Source organism: Paraniabella aurantiaca, assembly GCF_050309965.1.
In the GTDB taxonomy this organism is placed as follows: domain Bacteria; phylum Bacteroidota; class Bacteroidia; order Chitinophagales; family Chitinophagaceae; genus Niabella.
This window is the reverse complement of record NZ_JBLOSY010000001.1, coordinates 2,773,339-2,791,775: the sequence shown is the minus strand read 5'-3', so window position 1 is coordinate 2,791,775 and position 18,437 is coordinate 2,773,339. Positions and strand designations below refer to the sequence as shown.

Here is an 18,437-nt window from a genome sequence, read left to right as displayed (position 1 = left end):
CCGCCCGATATTTTCAAACCAGTTCTTATTTGCTAACCTCTAGATAGTAAACGCTGTATTTACAATTTCTTCCTGCTCTGCTTTATGCACTTTCATAAACCCTGACGCAGTGGACGCACTGGCTTTCCGGCCAATGATACCATAGTTAATATGCTTCAGGTTCATTTGCAGGAACGAAGCGGCCCCCATATTCAAAGGCTCTTCCTGCACCCAATACCATACGGCATTTTTGTACTTATTATATAAAGCAGCCAGTTGTTTACCGGGCAAAGGATAGATTTGCTCCAATCTTACCACTGCTACATCTTTACGGCCTTCTTTTTGCTGCCTTTCCAGCAGATCATAATAAACCTTACCACTGCAGAAAAGTACTTTCTTCACCTCATCTGCCTTCACATAGCCATCATCAATCAGCTCCTGGAACGAACCACTTAAGAACTCTTTCTGAGTTGAATAGGTACCCGGATGACGTAAATTAGCTTTAGGCGCAAAATTGATCAATGGCTTCCTGAAAGGCCAGGCCAGCTGTCTTCTTAATGCATGGAAGTAGTTTGCCGCCGTAGTAATATTAGTCACTACAATATTCAATTCGGCACAGGCAATTAAAAAGCGTTCCATACGGGCGCTGCTATGCTCAGGCCCCTGTCCCTCATAACCATGTGGCAACAACATCACTAAGCCGTTCATACGGTTCCATTTCTGCTCTGCACCGGTTATAAACTGGTCAATAATTGTTTGCGCACCATTTACAAAGTCTCCAAACTGGGCTTCCCATAAAACCAGGGCATTGGGAGAAGAAAGGGCATATCCATATTCAAATCCTAAAACTGCATTCTCGCTTAACAGGGAATTAAACATCCTGATCTTGCCCTCGGCGCCCGGAATACCTGCTAACCTGTTATATGGCTTATCACTCACTTCATCTCTCAATACACAGTGACGGGAGCTAAAGGTACCGCGTCCTACATCCTGTCCGCTCATTCTCACATCGGCACCATCAACCATTACCGACCCGAAAGCCAGCAACTCCGCCGTGGCCCAATCCAGTTTTCCTTCTTCATTAAAAAGCTTCACCTTATCCTTCAGCAGCTTATCTACCTTTTTTAAAGGAGTAAAACCTTCAGGAATGGTCATAATAGCATTAAATACCTGGTTGAACTTTTCTTCAGTAATGCCGGTTACAGGACTCTTATCGAAATCATCTTCCGTAGCTTTTCTTAACTGCTTCCACAAAAGTTCGGGAGCCTGGTAAGTATAGGGTAAAGGTCTTTGTTTTACATCGTCCAACCGATCCTGCAGATCTGCCCAGAATTTGGTTTCCATTTCTTTTGCCAGATCTTTTGCATCTTCTTCACCATTGTCCAGTAAATATTTTACGTATACTTCACGTGGATTAGGATGCTTATCAATTAAAGCATACATGGCAGGTTGGGTAAATTTAGGGTCATCGCCCTCATTATGCCCATGCTTACGATAGCACACCATGTCTATAAATACATCATCATGGAAAGTGCTTCTATAACGTGTAGCTATTTCCGCACACTTCACAACAGCTTCGGGGTCATCTCCGTTTACATGAAACACCGGGCTTTGCGTCATTGCAGCCAGCGAAGTACAATAATCTGCACTGCGGGCATCCGAGAAATCGGTCGTAAAACCAATCTGGTTATTAATAATAAAATGTATCGTTCCGCCCACCTGGTAGCCAGGTAGTTTAGACATCTGTAACAACTCGTACACAACACCCTGGCCGGCAACAGCCGCATCACCATGTATTAAAATAGGCAACACTTTATCATATTGCTCGTCGTGTATGTTGTTGGCGCTACTTCTGGCAAATCCCAACACCACCGGGTCTACTGCCTCCAGGTGAGAAGGGTTAGGCATCAACTTCAGATAAATTTTATTGCCGCCGGTAGTTTCTATTTCACTACCATAACCCAGGTGGTATTTCACATCACCGCTACCCATGGTCTGGTTAATTTCGCCGGTGCCCTCAAACTCACTAAATATCTGCTCATAGGTTTTACCTAAAATATTCGCCAACACATTTAACCTACCCCTGTGCGCCATACCAATCACGGCTTCTTTCACATCCAGTTCGGCTGATATATTAATGATTGCATCAAGCGCTGCAATAGTCGTTTCGCCACCTTCTAAAGAAAACCTTTTCTGTCCCACATATTTGGTATGCAGGAACTTTTCAAACATAACCCCCTGGTTCAGTTTTTCGAGGATTCTTTTCTTCTTCTCCAAGGGAAAAGGTTTGGAGAAGTTTTTTTCTATTTCATTGGTGATCCAGTCTACTTTCTTCTGATCGCTGATATATTTAAACTCAACACCAACATGGCTGGCATACCAGTTTTGCAGATGCGTAAAAATGTTTCTCAATGTAGTAGTACCTAATCCGATTAAATTACCTACTTCATACTCTGTGTCCAGATCTGCCTCGCTTAAACCATAAAATGACAATTCTACATTAGCGCCACGGTCCTTACGTTTTTTGATAGGATTGGTATTAGCCAGCAGGTGCCCCTTGTTACGGTAGCCCAGAATAAGCCGGTAAACAGCAATCTCTTTTCTCCAGTCATTTTTTCCTGCGGATTTAGTAGCAGCGCCATTTTCTGAAACAGCGGCCCCATTTTTTCCAGCCAATCCATTACCTACCGCAAAATCAAAACCCTCAAAAAATTTGCGAAATTCAGTGTCTACATTTTCAGGATTAGCAACAAACTCATGATACATATTTTCAATAAATGCCGGTGATGAGTTCGTGATATAAGAAAAGTCTTTCATTATAAATGAATCGTTAATATATAAATAATATGTTTAATCTTAAAGTATCCGAGAGTGTTAAAAGACGCTTTAACTATATTTCCGCAAAATTAAGATTTAATTTCTATCGGTCACAATAAAGATGCATAGAAAGCGTTAAAAGATGCCTATTATTGAACCTGTTTTTCGTATTAATGTGGCATCCCTGAAATCGGTAGTGGGACCCGGAAAGTAAAAATTAAAAAAAGTTATGGAAGTATCCATAAAACTTCTTACCTTTGCCGTCCAAAAATTAGAAATAGATGGCCAATCATAAAGCTACAAAAAAAGATGCACGTCAGGCAGCTAAACGCCGCGAAAGAAACAGATACTATGGCAAAACTACACGTAATGCTATCAGGGATTTGAAAGCAGCGGAAACTACTGAAGCAACATCTAAATTCTCTTCTGTTGAAAGCATGATTGATAAATTAGCCAAACGTGGCGTTATTCACCGTAATAAAGCAGCTAACTTAAAAAGCAAGCTGGCTAAAAGGTTGAATGCAGCTAAAGCGGCTTAATTAGTCAATTCAATATATTTTTTAAAGGAAGGCTTTCGCCTTCCCTTTTTTGTTTATCGTGTTGTAGTAGTAGCGCCTCCGGCTAATGATAAGCTAACCGGTTTGTTTGTTTTCCAGTTGCCCCTGGTAAAATCAGGAATATCAATCGTTCTTGAGTTATTAGCTACAGAGTGCTCACTTACTATGCCGGCAGCGCTCCATAAAGCAGCATCATATACATCCTGGTCAAGTGGCAGGCCATTTCGCAAGCAGTCAATCAGTCTCCAGTCCATCATAAAGTCCATGCCCCCGTGGCCTCCTACTTTTTTTGCCAGCTCTCCAATATGTTTTACAATCGGGGGTGTATATTTCTCCTTCAGATTACTCATTTCCTCCTCCTTTATCCAATCGTGCCCAAATGATATTTTCCCAGGCTCGGGGTATTTTTGAGCATATCCTTTTGTGCCGCTGAGTATATGAATACGAGAGTAAGGCCTTGGAGATGTTACATCATGTTGCAACATAATTGTTTTGCCTTTATTCGTTCGTATAACAGAGGTGTTCATATTGCCTCTGAACTTTTTAGTGGTATACTTATTGTAAAAAGCATCTTCATTTGCCCTGGCAATTGCCGTATCATGCATTTGAAAATCGTTGGTGCTCATCGATACCAGGTGATCCATTTTATCACCCCTGTTAATATTAAGGCATTGCGCTATAGGGCCTAGGCCATGTGTAGGATACAGGTTTCCGTTGCGTTTAGCATTTTCCTCTAGTCTCCACATTTTATCATAGCTGTTTTTACCAAAGTTGCTATTCAGTAAGTCATGAATATATGCTCCTTCTGCATGTACTAACTCCCCCAAAACTCCCTGCTGTGCCATATTCAATGTCATGATCTCAAAGAAATCATAACAACAATTCTCCAACATCATGCAATGCTTCTTTGTTTTTTCTGATGTTTCTACCAGTTGCCAGCATTCATCCAAAGTAACGGCCGCAGGCACTTCCACCGCTGCATGCTTTCCATGCTTCATAGCATACACAGCCATTGGCGTATGCATCGACCAGGGCGTACAGATATAAACCAGGTCAATATCCTTACTTTGGCAAAGGTCCTTCCAACCCTCTTCACCACCATACTCTTTTGCTTTTGGAAGGCCGGCATTTTCCAATGTTTTTTGTGCACGGGAAACACGTTCAGGCCGATGATCGCAAATAGCTGCAATTTCTACTTCTTTGATGTGGCACATACGGTTTACAGCTCCGCTGCCCCTGTTACCTACGCCAATAAAGGCTACCCGTACTTTATCTAATTCAGGCGCGGCGTATCCGCACATATTAAAATCGGCCACTCTTCCCTGGACAAGGTGAGAACGATGCATCATTTCATTATTAACGGCAAGTGCCGGCAACTCTATGGCAAGCGCTCCGGTTCCCAAAGCGAAATTTCGGATAAAACTTCTGCGTTTGTGATTCATTGTATTTTAATTTAGGTTGAGTAGTGAATGTAACCTAAATTAAGGCTATATGCCCGTGCAAACGTTTGTGCAAACCTATCCGCAAATCTGTGTCCGGATACATATTAAGGTTATTCGTTTGCTATAGAAGTATAGCAATTCAGCGTCAAAGGGCCGATATTGCGTCGATAGCTAATTTAACGCTTCCCTTTTCCAGCAACAACTGTTTCGCCTTTTCATAATCGGTTATCCCCGTACGGTCCATAATCATCCGGGTTCCCCGGTCAATTAGTTTATCATTGGTTAACTGCATATTTACCATACGGTTACCCTCTACCCTACCCATTTGTATCATTACAGTAGTGGAGATCATGTTGAGAACCAGTTTTTGCGCGGTGCCGCTTTTCATACGGGTACTTCCGGTAACAAACTCAGGTCCTACAATTACTTCTACCGGATGATCGGCTACCTTGCTGATATCAGCATCGGGGTTACAGGAGATGCTACCCGTAACAATATTATTAGCCTGGCAATGTTTCAAAGCCCCGATTACATAAGGAGTAGTGCCACTGGCCGCCACTCCCACTACTACATCCTTTTCACTTACGCTATGCTCTTTTAAATCATTCCAGCCCTGCTCTTCATCATCTTCTGCATTTTCTACCGGGGTAGTGATGGCTTTATTACCTCCTGCAATAACACCTATAACCACACCCGGAGGCATCCCATAGGTAGGAGGAATTTCGCTGGCATCCAGTATTCCTAATCTCCCGCTGGTACCAGCTCCAATATAAAACAGGCGGCCTCCCGAAAGCATACGATCAACAATCGCATCTACCAATCCTTCTATTTGTGACAAAGCTGCCTCTACAGCAACCGGCACCGTTTGATCTTCTTTATTAATAGAACCCAGCAACTCCTTGATGCTCATTTTCTCCAGGTCGTTATACCTGCTGGGTTGCTCCGTTACTTTTTGATTCATCCGTAAATTTTTTAGTTGCGGCTTCGCCGCGATTATTCTTGTCGGATGCCTGCCTGTTGGCAAACAGGGAACGCCCCGAATACACATCCTCCCGTGTGTGAAAAATGCTATATGGACGTTTCATACAGATACCCGTTTATTTTTATATCGTGGCCCTTTACGCCTCTTTATGATATTCGATTAATCCTTTCATTGGCTTTTGCAGTATCCTGCCCAGTTCAAAATTATAGGTAGCACAAAGGTCTTTAATAACATCTTTAAAACCAAAAGCTATACCGCCTACAAAATTGATCGGATACTTCCATGCCTCGTTATATTTGCCCAAATGAGTAAAGAAAAAGTCGTTTAACCCATCTTCAATGATATTTTCAATCATGTAATGCCCGCGATTATCTGCCAGAAACCGGGCAAACGACGCGAGGTAGCGGTTAGGCAGCGGTTTTTTATACACGTTTTCCAATATTTCAGTTGCATTGGTTACATATGCCGCATCAAACCTGGCCCGCAGGTCTTCATCAAAAGTATTATACATGTAATACTGTAATACCTTTTTACCAAGGTAGGCTCCACTGCCTTCATCACCGAGGGCATATCCAAGGCCCGGGTTATTCTTCTTTATTTTCTTACCGTCATAAAAACAACTGCTCGAGCCCGTGCCTAAAATACAGGCAATACCTTTATTATTGCCACAAAGTCCTATAGCGGCACCTTCCACATCATTGGTAACATTAACAATGGCTGCAGGAAAGGTTTTCTTAATAGCATTACGTACCAGCTTATTATTGGCCGGGTTAAGGCAACCTGTTCCATAAAAATAAACCTTGTCTATTTCAGCCTTTCTTAAAGCAGGTATTAATTCATTACGCAATAATTCAACAATTTGCTGCTCGCCCAAAAAATAAGGGCTTATACCCGCCGTTTCTACCGACTTCACTTTTCCATTTCGTAAAAGGCTCCATTCGGTCTTGGTAGATCCGGCATCAGCAATAAGAATAGATTTCGACATTAACTTAACGGTTTATAAAAATAATATGCTAATATAGGTATCTATATGCTGTGAACCATGATTTATACCATCTGATTCCTATATCCGGATCTGCCAGGCTATAAAACAAGCACTGTTCAACAACGGTTCAGACAATTTTATCTATTTTGCAGGCTTATTTTTAATAAAGATGAAGAGAAGATTCGAGGTTTGGCTCCCGTTGTTGCTTTCCGCTGTAATGATTTTAGGTATGTATATCGGATACCGGTTTGCAACAGGACAACCCAATAAAAAGATATTTAAAAAAGACCGGGTTACTGCACTACAGGAAGCCCTTGATATTATCAGGACCCGTTATGTTGACTCTGTACAGATAGATACGCTGGAGGGAAATGCGATAAGGGAAATGATGAGCGAGCTGGACCCCCATTCTGTATACCTGCCTCCGGCAGAGCTCAAAGAAGCCAATGATGACCTTTCGGGAAACTTTGAAGGTATTGGTGTTGAGTTTAGCCAGATCAGGGACACTGTTAATATAACTTATGTTATAGAAGGAGGGCCCAGCGATAAAGCGGGTTTATTGATTGGCGACCAGATCATCAAAGTAGATAGCAACAACCTTACCGGCAAGTCTATTAATAGCTTTAAAATAAGAAGCCTGATACGGGGCGAAAGAGGTTCACCTGCCAAGCTGGATATTATGCGCAACGGGAAGGTATTGCCGGTTACAGTAATCCGGGGTAATATACCTACGCCATCTGTTTCAGCGGCTTATATGATGGACAAAACCACCGCATTTATTAAGCTGGATAAATTCACCAATACCACTTACCGCGAATTTATGGAAGCGGCAGAAGATCTGAAAAAGCAGGGAATGACCCAATTGATCTTTGACCTGAGGGGTAATGGCGGCGGCTATATGGACCAGGCGATACAGATTGCAGACGAATTTTTAAGCGGCGATAAACTGATTGTATATACACAGGGAGTTAACAGTCCTAAAACAGAATACCGTTGCAAAAGGCCTGGTATATTTGAAACAGGAAAATTGGCAATTCTGGTTGATGAGTTAAGCGCGAGCGCCAGCGAAATTCTGGCGGGAGCTTTGCAGGACTGGGATCGCGCCACGATCATTGGCAGAAGAACTTTTGGAAAGGGCCTGGTGCAGGAACCCTTCCTGTTAAGCGACGGATCGGCCATGCGCCTTACAATTGCCCGGTACTACACACCTATTGGAAGAAGTATTCAAAAGCCTTACACCGGTGGCAAAAAAGTGTATATGGATGAGGTTTGGGAGCGTTATGCTACGGGACAATTGTATTATGCAGACAGCAATAAGGTAAGCAATGGAAAGGTTTACAAAACCCATGGAGGCAGGGCTGTATATGGCGGAGGCGGCATCATGCCTGATGTTTTTGTTGGCCTCGACACTTCCAACTATTCGAGGGAAATAAATATGTTGTTTTTAAACGGATCCTTTAACGATTTTGTGTTCCATTATTACCTGGATAACAAAAAGATACTGGACCCCTACCCTAACCCGCAGGTGTATACACAAAAATTTGATCCCGCCCAAAGCATGTGGATACAATTTATGAACTGGGTAAAAAAAGATACGGTAAACTTATCTGGTGTTCCGGCCTTTGAGAAAGCAAAAGTAGAGCAAAGGATGGAAGCACAGTTGGCACGCTTTAAATGGCGCGACTCCGGTTTTTACCAGGTAATGAATACTAAAGATACCGTTGTGCTGAAAGCAGTGGAAATGCTGAGAAAGGAGTAAACGGCGGGATGCGGGATACTGGATTGCAGATGCTGGTTGACTGTGCCTGAAGTTAATAGCTTATGGCTCATAACTCAGGGGCACAACGTTGCAGGGAACGATTTACCTGATACAGGATGCTGCAAGACAAATGACTAAAATAATTAACAATTTACGGGTTAACTTATCAACTTGTTAACTTATCAACTATTCAACTAATCACCATGGACATCAAAAATAATATCCTGGAAACCATAGGCAATACGCCTTTGATACGGTTAAACAAAGTAACGCAAAACCTGCCTTGCACCGTATTGGCTAAAGTAGATTACTTTAACCCAGGCAATAGTATTAAAGACAGGATGGCTTTAAAAATGGTTGAGGTGGCAGAGCAGGAAGGAAAGCTGAAACCAGGAGGAACCATTATTGAAGGCACCAGCGGTAATACCGGAATGGGCCTGGCACTGGCCGCTATTGTAAAAGGCTATAAATGCATATTTGTTACTACCGATAAACAATCGAAGGAAAAAGCAGATGTTTTAAAAGCAATGGGCGCTGAGGTAATTGTATGCCCGAATAATGTGGAGCCCGATGATCCGCAAAGCTATTACAGTGTAGCTGCGAGACTGGCGAAAGAAGTACCCAACTCCTACCACATGAATCAATATGACAACCTGGCTAACAGGCAGGCCCATTATGAAACAACAGGCCCGGAAATATGGACGCAGACTGAGGGAAAGATCACACACCTGGTATGTACGGCAGGTACAGGCGGAACTATTACAGGGGTTGCCATGTATCTCAAAGAAAAAAATCCCGACATCAAAATATGGGCGGTGGACGCTTATGGTTCTTTACTGACTAAATATTTCCATACCGGCGAACTGGACGACAAAGAAGTGTACCCGTATTTCAGCGAAGGCTTTGGTGAAGACTTTCTGCCAAAGAACTATGACATGAGCGTGATTGATGAATTTACCCAGGTTAGTGATAAGGACGGCGCTGTAATGGCGCGAAGGCTGGCAAAAGAAGAGGGCTTGTTCTGCGGCTATAGTGCCGGTAGCTGCCTTAAAGGATTGATGCAATTGAAAGACACTTTAACCAAAGACGACCTGGTAGTTTGCATATTGCACGACCATGGTAGCCGTTATGTGGCCAAAATTTATAATGACCAGTGGATGATGGAACGTGGCTTTCTTGATGTAAAAACATTTAAGGATATCATCAGCGGCAGACCCGGAAAGCAAAAACTGCTGACGATCACTGCTGACCAACTGGTAGCCGAGGCCGTTGAGTTGATGAAGCAATACGATATTGAGCATATTCCGGTGACCAGGGATGGTGAGATCATCGGATCTATTACAGAAGGGGGCCTATTTCAAAAAGTATTCAGCAACCCTGATATCAAAAATCAAAAAATTGAAAATGTAATAGAACCGGCGTTTCCATTGGTTGACTTCAAGATCTCTGTTGATAAGCTAAAAACGCTGATCACCAAAGAGAACGGAGCCGTGATGAGTAAAGACGATGCCGGTATTTTTCATATTGTTACCAAGTATGATGTGATACAGGCCCTGGGGGTATAAAAGCAACAGGTAAGTTCTATAACTATAGTTTTTTCACTATCACCTTTCGCTTGTAGGCTTCCAGCTCTTCCAGCTGCTCTGCTATTTTTTCATTCCATTCATCCTGGGCAGCAAAGTCTTCACCATGCTGAGTATCCTCATCATACAACCGTTGATAAAATTCTGCGGCTTTAAACTTCGTTTGTACAAAATCAGCTATCTCGTTCCGGTAATTAGCCGACAACCTTAAACTTTGCAGATCACGTACTGCCTGCCGGGCAAATATCTCTGAAATGTCAAAGTGCTTCTGCTCATGTATTAGTAAGCGTTGCTTCACAGCCGCATTGTAATCCAATACCCGCTCTTTAATAAAAGTATTCTGTTTATGCACGGTTGCTTCCACCGTTATCCGGATGCTGACCGGCCGGCCGTTAACCTTATCTGTAGTTAAATAATAAGTAATGCCGGTACGTGTCAACGCTGAAACTTTATCATCTACAGTATCCAGGCTATCGTTGACTACTTTAAAATCCTGTAGTTGCAGCATCCTACCCTCCGTCCAGAAAATAACACTGCTGCTATTATTTGTTTGAGCAGCAGCTGTACAACACAGCAACTGCATAACGATAAGGATATGTACAAAAGATACTCTAATAAAATACTGTTTTGATAATAAAATAACCTGCCAGGATGTACGTATCCTAACTCTTCTAAAGACGCTTTGTTCAGCTAAAAGGCTTTAAAAACCTGTTAAAAATAAAAGTCCCTGCGGCCGATATTCCAGCGAAGTCCCACATTAAATACAGTGCTGTTTTTAGTAGCCACAGCAGGCGGTGTATCATATCGCTGTTTACGAATCATACCCATAAGCTCCAGGAAGAGGTTTTCCTTCAGCTCATAAGACAGTAACAGGCTTACCATAGCGGCATTCGTTTTCCAGCCGCTGCCTATTTCATGTCCGTAATCACCTCCCGTTCTGGTGGTACTGGGTAAAAATATATTACTACCGAAATTAACGGTTCGGTTGCTATCAAGCCCCTGCATATAATACATCGCGCGGCCTTCAATCATCCATTTTGGAGCTGGCCTGTAACGCGCCACGCCTATCCATTCGTTAAAATTAGCCATTAAGGGGTGCGCCAAAGGCTGATTGTAATGTGTATAATTGGCTACAGAATCATAGTGTGAGTAAGTGTAGGGTCTTACGCGGTTCAACTCCAGCTGCAGATCCAGGTTTTTAACCGTAAAGGCATCAATATATTTGGCCCCTATCTGGTAACCAAATTTGTTAGCCCACCAGTTATTCCCCCCGGTTAGCTCAGATATCTTGAATTCATCAAACAACAGTTGCCCGTAAACCTGTGCAGTCTTAGCAATGTTTGCTTTAAAGTCCATCCCCACCACTGCATTATCGGGACTACCCTGATCACGCTCCACCGACCTGTAAAAAATAACCGGCACCAGGTATCCCAATTCAAAACGATTGGTTCTGCCAAATATAATCCCCTCGAACACCCCTACGTTCAACCATTTGGTAAGGTTAATATCCAGGTGGTGCATAGCTGCGTATTTTTTACCCAGTAAGTTATCGCCAGGATTACTTTGATAAGCATTGGTTAACTCCATAAAAAGGTTCTGGTAATTGAATTTCCAGATCCGTGTATTTAATCTTAAAAACAGGTTATTATTTCCAAAATCGCTTAAAAACAAACTACGCTGGCCATTACCGATAAAATTTTTGTCGTAACCAAAAGTTACATCTACATACTTTGTAGCGCCAAATGTTATATATCCACGCGCGTCAAAAAAATCCCGCCCACCTTCTTTTTTAAACTGGTGATTAAACCCGGCACCAGGCACTGCTGTACGTTCATTCATCCAATCCTGCACATAAGTTGGATAGCGCTCCTGGTTATCGGTCAGCATAGTGTAAAAACCTATTTTTTTCGCTATGCGGCCGCGAATAGCAATTCCCCTGGTATTATAAAAAAGGCTCTGGTCATTACCGCTTTCTTTCATGTAGCCAATGTTCAGCACGGGGTTAACGGTAAGGTCAAAGTCTTTGCTATGTGTTTCATACAAGCCTGCCGGGTACTGATAGAATGTATTGCCCACAAGCTTTTTACTCATATAGGCATCCCGTTCTTCTTCAGGCAACCATTCGATATTATTGGCCAATGCACTTTTTAAATAATACTTGTCAACATTAGTGAGTTTTGCATCGAGCGCCGAATCTACATTCAGGTAATTTTTTATAGCCGGTACATAAAACTCCCTGCTATAAGGTTTCGTTTTACTTAAATTCAGCATAGGATCTCTCTGGGCTTTTATTTCCAGGCGATCGAGTAAAATTTCCTGCTTATCGCCCCTGGGCAAATAAGTAGATTGAGATGCAGCAAGAATTGGTAATAAAACAACTGCTAGCAAAGGCAGGTATTTCTTAAATTGCATAGTTTATTGATAAGGTTAATTAAAGTATTTCCATTGATGATCCCCGTAGTACCTACAGTACTGGTTTGCAGTATATCCGATATCACTTCAAACCGCTATTTAAATCCAACCTTATGGGTGGATCATTTCCGCCATTTATTATAAACGGCACAGTAAAACACGGGGCACAAAAACAAAAACCATGCAAATATATCTTTTTAAAAACATTCAGGTAGTAAATGAGGGTAAAACAGAAACAAAAGACGTTTTAATTAAAAATGGCCGCATTGATAAGATTGATAATCAAATTAGTACAAAGGCCGATGCGGTAGAAATCAATGGAGAAGGTAAGCACCTGCTGCCTGGTGCTATAGACGACCAGGTACACTTCAGAGAACCGGGCTTAACACATAAAGCCAATATTTATACTGAGAGTAAAGCTGCTGTAGCAGGAGGCGTAACGAGTTTTATGGAAATGCCCAACACGGCCCCGCCGGCATTCACGCTTGATTTGCTGGAAGACAAATACAATATCGCCGCGCAAACATCATTGGCCAACTACTCTTTTTATATTGGCACCAGTAATGTGAATGCCGACGACACTTTAGCTGCTAATAAATTTAAAGACCGTATTTGCGGTATCAAAATGTTTATGGGTAGCAGTACAGGCAATTTGCTGGTAGACAACCCATTGGTATTGCACCGGATTTTTGGTGAAAGCGAAATGCTGATTGCCACTCATTGCGAAGACGAGAAGATTATTAAAGCTAACCTGCAAAAAGCCCTGGATGAAAACCGCGAACTGACAGCAGCAGATCACCCTGTTATCAGGAATGAAGAAGCTTGCTTCGAATCTTCGTTTTATGCCGTTCAACTGGCTAAAAAATATGATTCAAGGTTACATATTTTACATATTACTACGGAAAGGGAGTTGCAGCTTTTCACCAATATGATTCCGCTGAAAGATAAACGAATTACGGCAGAGGTTTGTGTGCATCACCTGCATTTTACGGCAGACGATTACGAACGCCAGGGCAATTTTATCAAATGTAATCCGGCTATTAAAGCATCTCACAATAAAGAAGCTTTATGGGAGGCCCTGCTCGACGACCGCCTGGATGTAATTGCAACTGACCACGCTCCTCATACTTTTGATGAAAAAAATGAGCCTTATTTAAAGGCCCATGCGGGACTTCCGTTAGTGCAACATGCATTACCACTGATGCTTCATTATAACCGGCTGGGAAAAATATCCCTGGAAAAAATTGTTGAAAAAATGAGTCATGCGGTAGCAGACTGCTTTTCCATCAAAGAAAGGGGTTATATACGCGAAGGATATTTTGCAGATTTAGTGGTGGCCGACCTGAATGCGCCTTTTACCGTTAATAAAGAAAATATCCTTTACAAATGTGGCTGGAGTCCCTTTGAACAGGCCGGTGAAAACGGAGCCCCTTTTAATTTCCCGGCCAGCATTACCCATACTTTTGTAAGCGGACATCTGGTTTATGGAAATGGGCAGTGGAATGAGTCTAAGAAAGGAGAACGCTTACTATTTGAAAGATAATTCCGTGGTAAAGTTGTAAGTTCAAAGTTTAAGGTTCCATGTTAAAACAGCTTCAGTAACCTGCAAGCTTTAAACATCAAACAACAATTATGCAGATAGACGATATTTCCTTTAACGATATTTCCATATTTCATACCGAGGAAAGCTATTCTATTTTCCATAAGCTGAACTTTACCCGAACAGAGGGTGGTAAAGAATGGTTACGCCATTTCTTTTCGAGCCCGTTCAGCGATATAAAAAAAATAAACGGCACTCAAAACATATTAAAGAAACTGATTGAGCAGGTAGACGACTGGCCCCAGGAAATATCCAATGGAACAGTGCTGGTAATGATCAAATTCCTGGACTATGCCCTGGACACCATTACCAACAATCCTTCTGCCGTTGATGCTTTCATGTATCGTTTGCTACACAGTGCAGACTATTCCATGGCTAAATTTTCTATAAAACATTTTACAGATTTCTTCAGGGGGCTAAAAAAAATTGAAACCATATTAGCCAACGTTGACATGCCGGTGAATTTCAAGATATATATTGATCGTATCGGTCACTTGCTGAGTGTAGTAGAACCATTTAAACAAATGGCGGCGATTGAAAAGGACGAGATCATACCTCAACACAAAAACCTGTATTTCGCGGCAAATGTCAGGGTTAATTATAAAATCGAAGTACAGGAACTGATTGATATTTACAGCAGGCTGGACGCCTGGTATTCGATGGCATTTGCTGTTAAAAAATACAACCTTCACTTTCCTGAGTTCATAGAGAGCGACAAGCCTTTTATAGAAGCAAAAGGCTTGTATCACCTGCTGTTACATAACCCGGTGCCCTACCATTTGCAGATGAGCCCTGAACATAATTTCCTTTTTCTTACCGGAGCCAATATGGCGGGTAAGAGCACCCTGATCAAATCCGTTGGTTCATCTGTTTTCCTCGCACATATTGGCATGGGAGTTCCGGCGTCAACCATGCGGCTCACTATGTTCGACGGCCTGATCAGTAATATTAACGTGGTGGATAATATTGCGAAAGGCGAAAGCTTTTTCTTTAATGAAGTTCAACGGATTAAAAACACCGTTCAGAAGATCAGCGATGGAAAAAAATGGCTGGTATTAATAGACGAGTTATTTAAAGGCACCAATGTTGAAGACGCCATGAGATGTTCCCTGGCCGTTATTAAAGGACTGATCAAGGTAAAAACCTCATTATTTATTCTTTCCACCCATTTGTACGAGATCGGAGAAGAGTTACAGGAATTACCTACCATTGCGTTCCGGCACTTTGAAACTATGGTAACAGAAGATGCGCTATCTTTTAGCTACCAATTAAAGGAAGGTATCAGCAAAGACCGTTTGGGATATCTTATCCTTAAAAGGGAAAAAGTAGTAGATATGCTCGAAAGGCTTTAATTACTCGCTACTATAAGCTTTAATCAACAGGTCCGCCACCTCATTAATTCCTTTGTAAGACGTGTCCTGGGTAAGGGTATAAAAGTTTGTTTTCATGATCTCCCTGATTCGCAGGTATGCTTCGTTAGTCAAAGGGGAGTAACCTGAGTTTCGGTACTTCAATGCGCGCATCAGGCCATGCGCTTTTGACAGGTAATGTAATTTTGCAATGGGGTCTGCTATCTGTTTCACACTATCCAAAGCAAATAATGCAGTTTGAGCCAGTGTCACTTCTGTGTAAACGGCTATAGTAGCCACTGAAACAGCATTTACACGAGAATCGCTGGCTACAGCAGCCGCTTTTGCACGCCTGAACTCTTCATATATTTTCGCTCCTGCCTTCAAATTTTTAACGCCTGCAAAAAGTGCTGCAATACCAAGTGGCCGGTTTCGGGGCACGGTTCCCGAGTAATAATCCTTATCGGGATCGTAGTCAACCGGAAAGCCCATATAATTATAAGCCAGATCCCAGGCCAGCGCAACATTTTGTCCCGGACCTGCGAGGTTTCCAAAAGCGTTTTGCATAAAATTAGCGCCCAACATCGTGTTAAACCACACTTCCTGCACTTCCATCCCGTTTTCGTTAAAAAGACGTTTCGCAGATACCGGAGTATTTTGCGTACCAACACCCGCAACCCCATTACTGGCTGTAACCCCATAAAACCGGCTAAGGATTGCTACCGAATCTGCAAGGCCCTTTAATGAATCCGCATCGCCGGTATTGGTTAAGCTGATCCGACCTGCCATGTTATTCAGCATGACGTCGCTGTAAACAAAATTAGAAACCATCTCAGTGGTAAACGGACGGCCGTGATTAAGCCATAAAGAATCTATGATAATTGTATCAATAGGCCCACTGGTTGATTTGGACAGGTAGTTAGCAAGGCCATAGGTCATGATCACGCGTGCCAGCGCAGTAGAATCATTGCTCTCCAATCTAAAAACAGGGGGTACTGAGTAAGAAGATAAAAAAGGTTTATTTTTTACACAGGAAACAAAAAGCAGCGTAACAATAACAACAAGAAACAATTTAAAATGCAATTTCATTGGTGTACTTTAAAACGGACGATGATCAAAATTAGTATTTATATAAGCCTGTGCTTCATTACTTACCCTGCAGCGCAGTAAACTCCTTATTCAACCCGTGGATAAATGACAGTAACTCCTCTCTTCCATCGCCGCGGGTGGCCGAAGTAACAAAATAGGGCGGTAAATCGGACCATGTGTTTTTTAAAGTTTCGATAAATTTCTGAACATTGTTAACGGTGGCTCCCGGCTTATTCTTATCTGCTTTGGTGAATACAATTGCAAAAGGCACCTGCCACTCCCCCAATTGATCCACAAACTCCAGGTCAATCTTTTGAGGCTCATGACGACTATCAATCAAAACAAACAGGTTACCGAGATTCGTACGCTTTAATATATAGTCCTCAATCATGGAGGTCCAGCTTTTACGTTGCTTTTGCGATACCTTGGCATAACCATAGCCCGGCAAATCTACAAGGTACCAACTCTGCCCTATTTTGGCTTTTACATTGCCTTTTGCAAGATCGTTGATCACAAAATGATTGATCAATTGCGTTTTTCCCGGGGCAGCTGATGTTTTGGCTAAGCCCTTCATATTACACAACATATTGATCAAAGAAGATTTTCCCACATTACTTCTCCCGATAAAAGCGTATTCGGCTTTATCTGCAGGAGGGCATTGCGTGTAGATGGCACTACTCTTAATATAAGAAGCTGAAATTATTTGCATACAGACTGCAAATGTAGAACATAGTAAGCAGTAATCAGTGAGGAGTAATCAGTACAGGTATGCGTCAATCAAAGTGATGGCCTGAGCTTCAAATGAAACGGGGTCTCGATCTTCTTTCTTTTTCCATCCAGAATCAGTAATGCTGCCTGCCGGCCCATCTCCTCAAAATCAGTAGAAAAAGTAGTAATGCCCTGAAGGATGAGCTTTTTCAGAGGTGTTTCGTTATAACTGATCACACCAATATCTTTCCCGATTTTCAATTTTGACTCTTTGATCTTCTCAATAAGCGTAACCAGATCATCTTCCATTAAGCTGATATAGGCAGTTCCCTTTTCTATCTTTTCTTTGGCAATATCATTCACGATCCCCGCAGAAAAAGCGTACTCATGACAAAATCTTTTAAACCCTTTCGTAATTTCTTCAGGAAAATAGGTGTAAGAAGGCACAATGATCTTTAAAGTCTCGTACTTCTTCAAACTGCCCACAGCCTCTTCCAGTGCGCCATAGATATCATTTTCAAAATTCTCATACACTGCGCTGAAATCACCGCTCACACCCGGCACCAGCTTATCCAGCAGGATCAGTTTTTCCTTCGGAATCGTATTCAAAATTTCGTAGGCATTTTCACCGCTTTCCAGGAAATGGGCAATAATTACAAAATGCGAATAATGCCTTCCTGCATTCGTTAAAAGCCGCTTGAAGAAATTAAAATCGTTGTTATATATATAAAAATCGATTACCGCATTATCGCCCAGCGTTTTCACAAACGAATCATAAATGATTTTTTTATGAGAGCTCAGCTTGTTGAAGAGCAGAAAAACCTTGATATCGTTTTTTACATTGGTGGTTTTTACATAATAGCCTTTACCAGGCACTGAACCTAAAACGCCCAGCTTTTTCAGGTATTTGTAGGATTTTTCGGCTGTATCCCTCGAAATATCAAACTCAAAGCTCATTTCATTAATAGAGGGCATTACTTCATCGTGCTTGATTTTACCCAATGCAATTGCTTTGATCACAGATTGAGCCAATTGCAGGTACTTGGGGGTAGAAGAAAGCTCGTCCAGTTCTATATTATTAAAAAAATCCTTCATCGGCAACCAAATTACGCTACTAAGATATTATAAAGGCTTCGGCTATACGCATTTCGTACAAAAAAATTGCAATCACTGGT

Annotated in this window: 15 protein-coding genes; 5 read left to right on the top strand and 10 right to left on the bottom strand. The window is 42.0% G+C overall.

What is annotated here, in order from left to right; translation table 11 throughout:
• Window positions 1-39: 39 nt before the first annotated feature.
• Entirely contained in the window at window positions 40-2,796 is a 2,757-nt protein-coding gene (locus ACLOAU_RS12190) for a 2-oxoglutarate dehydrogenase E1 component (RefSeq protein WP_427862148.1), read from the bottom strand.
• A 281-nt stretch (window positions 2,797-3,077) separates the two neighbouring features.
• Here ACLOAU_RS12190 and rpsT point away from each other — a divergent pair, with 281 nt between their 5' ends.
• The gene (gene rpsT, locus ACLOAU_RS12185) at window positions 3,078-3,335 is read left to right on the top strand and encodes a 30S ribosomal protein S20 (protein WP_427862147.1); all 258 of its coding nucleotides are present in this window, start codon (window positions 3,078-3,080) and stop codon (window positions 3,333-3,335) included.
• A 53-nt stretch (window positions 3,336-3,388) separates the two neighbouring features.
• Here rpsT and ACLOAU_RS12180 read toward each other — a convergent pair whose 3' ends face one another.
• From ACLOAU_RS12180 to ACLOAU_RS12165, 4 genes are all read right to left on the bottom strand, one after another.
• A complete protein-coding gene (locus tag ACLOAU_RS12180; protein WP_427862146.1) occupies window positions 3,389-4,795 on the bottom strand; it encodes a Gfo/Idh/MocA family protein in 1,407 nt (468 codons plus the stop codon).
• 145 nt (window positions 4,796-4,940) lie between these two features.
• Window positions 4,941-5,756: an N-acetylmuramic acid 6-phosphate etherase gene (murQ, locus tag ACLOAU_RS12175; RefSeq protein ID WP_427862145.1), complete on the bottom strand. Its 816-nt coding sequence runs from the start codon at window positions 5,754-5,756 to the stop codon at window positions 4,941-4,943.
• Window positions 5,719-5,880 carry a hypothetical protein gene (locus ACLOAU_RS12170; protein ID WP_427862144.1) on the bottom strand — a complete coding sequence of 54 codons (162 nt, stop codon included), beginning with the start codon at window positions 5,878-5,880 and terminating at the stop codon, window positions 5,719-5,721. The genes murQ and ACLOAU_RS12170 overlap by 38 nt, the downstream gene beginning before the upstream one ends.
• A 33-nt stretch (window positions 5,881-5,913) precedes the next feature.
• On the bottom strand, window positions 5,914-6,762 hold the full coding sequence (locus ACLOAU_RS12165) for an N-acetylglucosamine kinase (protein ID WP_427862143.1): 849 nt from the start codon (window positions 6,760-6,762) through the stop codon (window positions 5,914-5,916).
• 169 nt (window positions 6,763-6,931) lie between these two features.
• On the opposite strand from ACLOAU_RS12165, the gene ACLOAU_RS12160 reads away from it, so the two are divergent.
• Together ACLOAU_RS12160 and ACLOAU_RS12155 are read left to right on the top strand one after the other, a co-directional pair.
• Complete coding sequence (locus ACLOAU_RS12160; RefSeq protein ID WP_427862142.1) at window positions 6,932-8,521, top strand: S41 family peptidase; 1,590 nt, start codon at window positions 6,932-6,934, stop codon at window positions 8,519-8,521.
• Window positions 8,522-8,724: 203 nt separating this feature from the next.
• Window positions 8,725-10,086, top strand: a complete 1,362-nt coding sequence (locus tag ACLOAU_RS12155) for a pyridoxal-phosphate dependent enzyme (protein ID WP_427862141.1) — start codon at window positions 8,725-8,727, stop codon at window positions 10,084-10,086.
• A 22-nt stretch (window positions 10,087-10,108) separates the two neighbouring features.
• On the opposite strand, the gene ACLOAU_RS12150 is transcribed toward ACLOAU_RS12155, so the two are convergent.
• Together ACLOAU_RS12150 and ACLOAU_RS12145 are read right to left on the bottom strand one after the other, a co-directional pair.
• Window positions 10,109-10,687: a DUF922 domain-containing protein gene (locus ACLOAU_RS12150; RefSeq protein WP_427862140.1), complete on the bottom strand. Its 579-nt coding sequence runs from the start codon at window positions 10,685-10,687 to the stop codon at window positions 10,109-10,111.
• Between the two features lie 128 nt (window positions 10,688-10,815).
• On the bottom strand, window positions 10,816-12,516 hold the full coding sequence (locus ACLOAU_RS12145; protein ID WP_427862139.1) for a hypothetical protein: 1,701 nt from the start codon (window positions 12,514-12,516) through the stop codon (window positions 10,816-10,818).
• A gap of 181 nt (window positions 12,517-12,697) precedes the next feature.
• Here ACLOAU_RS12145 and ACLOAU_RS12140 point away from each other — a divergent pair, with 181 nt between their 5' ends.
• Both ACLOAU_RS12140 and ACLOAU_RS12135 read left to right on the top strand, forming a co-directional pair.
• Window positions 12,698-14,059 (top strand): dihydroorotase, encoded by a 1,362-nt coding sequence (locus ACLOAU_RS12140; protein WP_427862138.1) that lies wholly within the window; start codon window positions 12,698-12,700, stop codon window positions 14,057-14,059.
• 89 nt (window positions 14,060-14,148) lie between these two features.
• A complete protein-coding gene (locus tag ACLOAU_RS12135) occupies window positions 14,149-15,468 on the top strand; it encodes a MutS-related protein (RefSeq protein ID WP_427862137.1) in 1,320 nt (439 codons plus the stop codon).
• Here ACLOAU_RS12135 and ACLOAU_RS12130 read toward each other — a convergent pair whose 3' ends face one another.
• The 3 genes from ACLOAU_RS12130 to ACLOAU_RS12120 all read right to left on the bottom strand — a co-directional run bounded on the left by ACLOAU_RS12130 (window position 15,469) and on the right by ACLOAU_RS12120 (window position 18,357).
• A complete protein-coding gene (locus tag ACLOAU_RS12130) occupies window positions 15,469-16,554 on the bottom strand; it encodes a DUF4856 domain-containing protein (protein ID WP_427862136.1) in 1,086 nt (361 codons plus the stop codon).
• 58 nt (window positions 16,555-16,612) lie between these two features.
• Window positions 16,613-17,263 carry a ribosome biogenesis GTP-binding protein YihA/YsxC gene (yihA, locus tag ACLOAU_RS12125; RefSeq protein ID WP_427862135.1) on the bottom strand — a complete coding sequence of 217 codons (651 nt, stop codon included), beginning with the start codon at window positions 17,261-17,263 and terminating at the stop codon, window positions 16,613-16,615.
• Between the two features lie 68 nt (window positions 17,264-17,331).
• Complete coding sequence (locus ACLOAU_RS12120; RefSeq protein WP_427862134.1) at window positions 17,332-18,357, bottom strand: GntR family transcriptional regulator; 1,026 nt, start codon at window positions 18,355-18,357, stop codon at window positions 17,332-17,334.
• Between the last annotated feature and the right edge of the window lie 80 nt (window positions 18,358-18,437).

Coding starts and splice junctions, on each gene's coding strand:
- ACLOAU_RS12180 (WP_427862146.1), bottom strand. CDS start 4,795: ATGAATCACAAACGCAGAAGTTTTATCCGAAATTTCGCTTTGGGAACC.
- ACLOAU_RS12155 (WP_427862141.1), top strand. CDS start 8,725: ATGGACATCAAAAATAATATCCTGGAAACCATAGGCAATACGCCTTTG.
- ACLOAU_RS12120 (WP_427862134.1), bottom strand. CDS start 18,357: ATGAAGGATTTTTTTAATAATATAGAACTGGACGAGCTTTCTTCTACC.
- ACLOAU_RS12190 (WP_427862148.1), bottom strand. CDS start 2,796: ATGAAAGACTTTTCTTATATCACGAACTCATCACCGGCATTTATTGAA.
- ACLOAU_RS12135 (WP_427862137.1), top strand. CDS start 14,149: ATGCAGATAGACGATATTTCCTTTAACGATATTTCCATATTTCATACC.
- yihA (WP_427862135.1), bottom strand. CDS start 17,263: ATGCAAATAATTTCAGCTTCTTATATTAAGAGTAGTGCCATCTACACG.
- rpsT (WP_427862147.1), top strand. CDS start 3,078: ATGGCCAATCATAAAGCTACAAAAAAAGATGCACGTCAGGCAGCTAAA.
- ACLOAU_RS12165 (WP_427862143.1), bottom strand. CDS start 6,762: ATGTCGAAATCTATTCTTATTGCTGATGCCGGATCTACCAAGACCGAA.
- ACLOAU_RS12140 (WP_427862138.1), top strand. CDS start 12,698: ATGCAAATATATCTTTTTAAAAACATTCAGGTAGTAAATGAGGGTAAA.
- ACLOAU_RS12130 (WP_427862136.1), bottom strand. CDS start 16,554: ATGAAATTGCATTTTAAATTGTTTCTTGTTGTTATTGTTACGCTGCTT.
- ACLOAU_RS12145 (WP_427862139.1), bottom strand. CDS start 12,516: ATGCAATTTAAGAAATACCTGCCTTTGCTAGCAGTTGTTTTATTACCA.
- murQ (WP_427862145.1), bottom strand. CDS start 5,756: ATGAATCAAAAAGTAACGGAGCAACCCAGCAGGTATAACGACCTGGAG.
- ACLOAU_RS12160 (WP_427862142.1), top strand. CDS start 6,932: ATGAAGAGAAGATTCGAGGTTTGGCTCCCGTTGTTGCTTTCCGCTGTA.
- ACLOAU_RS12170 (WP_427862144.1), bottom strand. CDS start 5,880: ATGAAACGTCCATATAGCATTTTTCACACACGGGAGGATGTGTATTCG.
- ACLOAU_RS12150 (WP_427862140.1), bottom strand. CDS start 10,687: ATGCAGTTGCTGTGTTGTACAGCTGCTGCTCAAACAAATAATAGCAGC.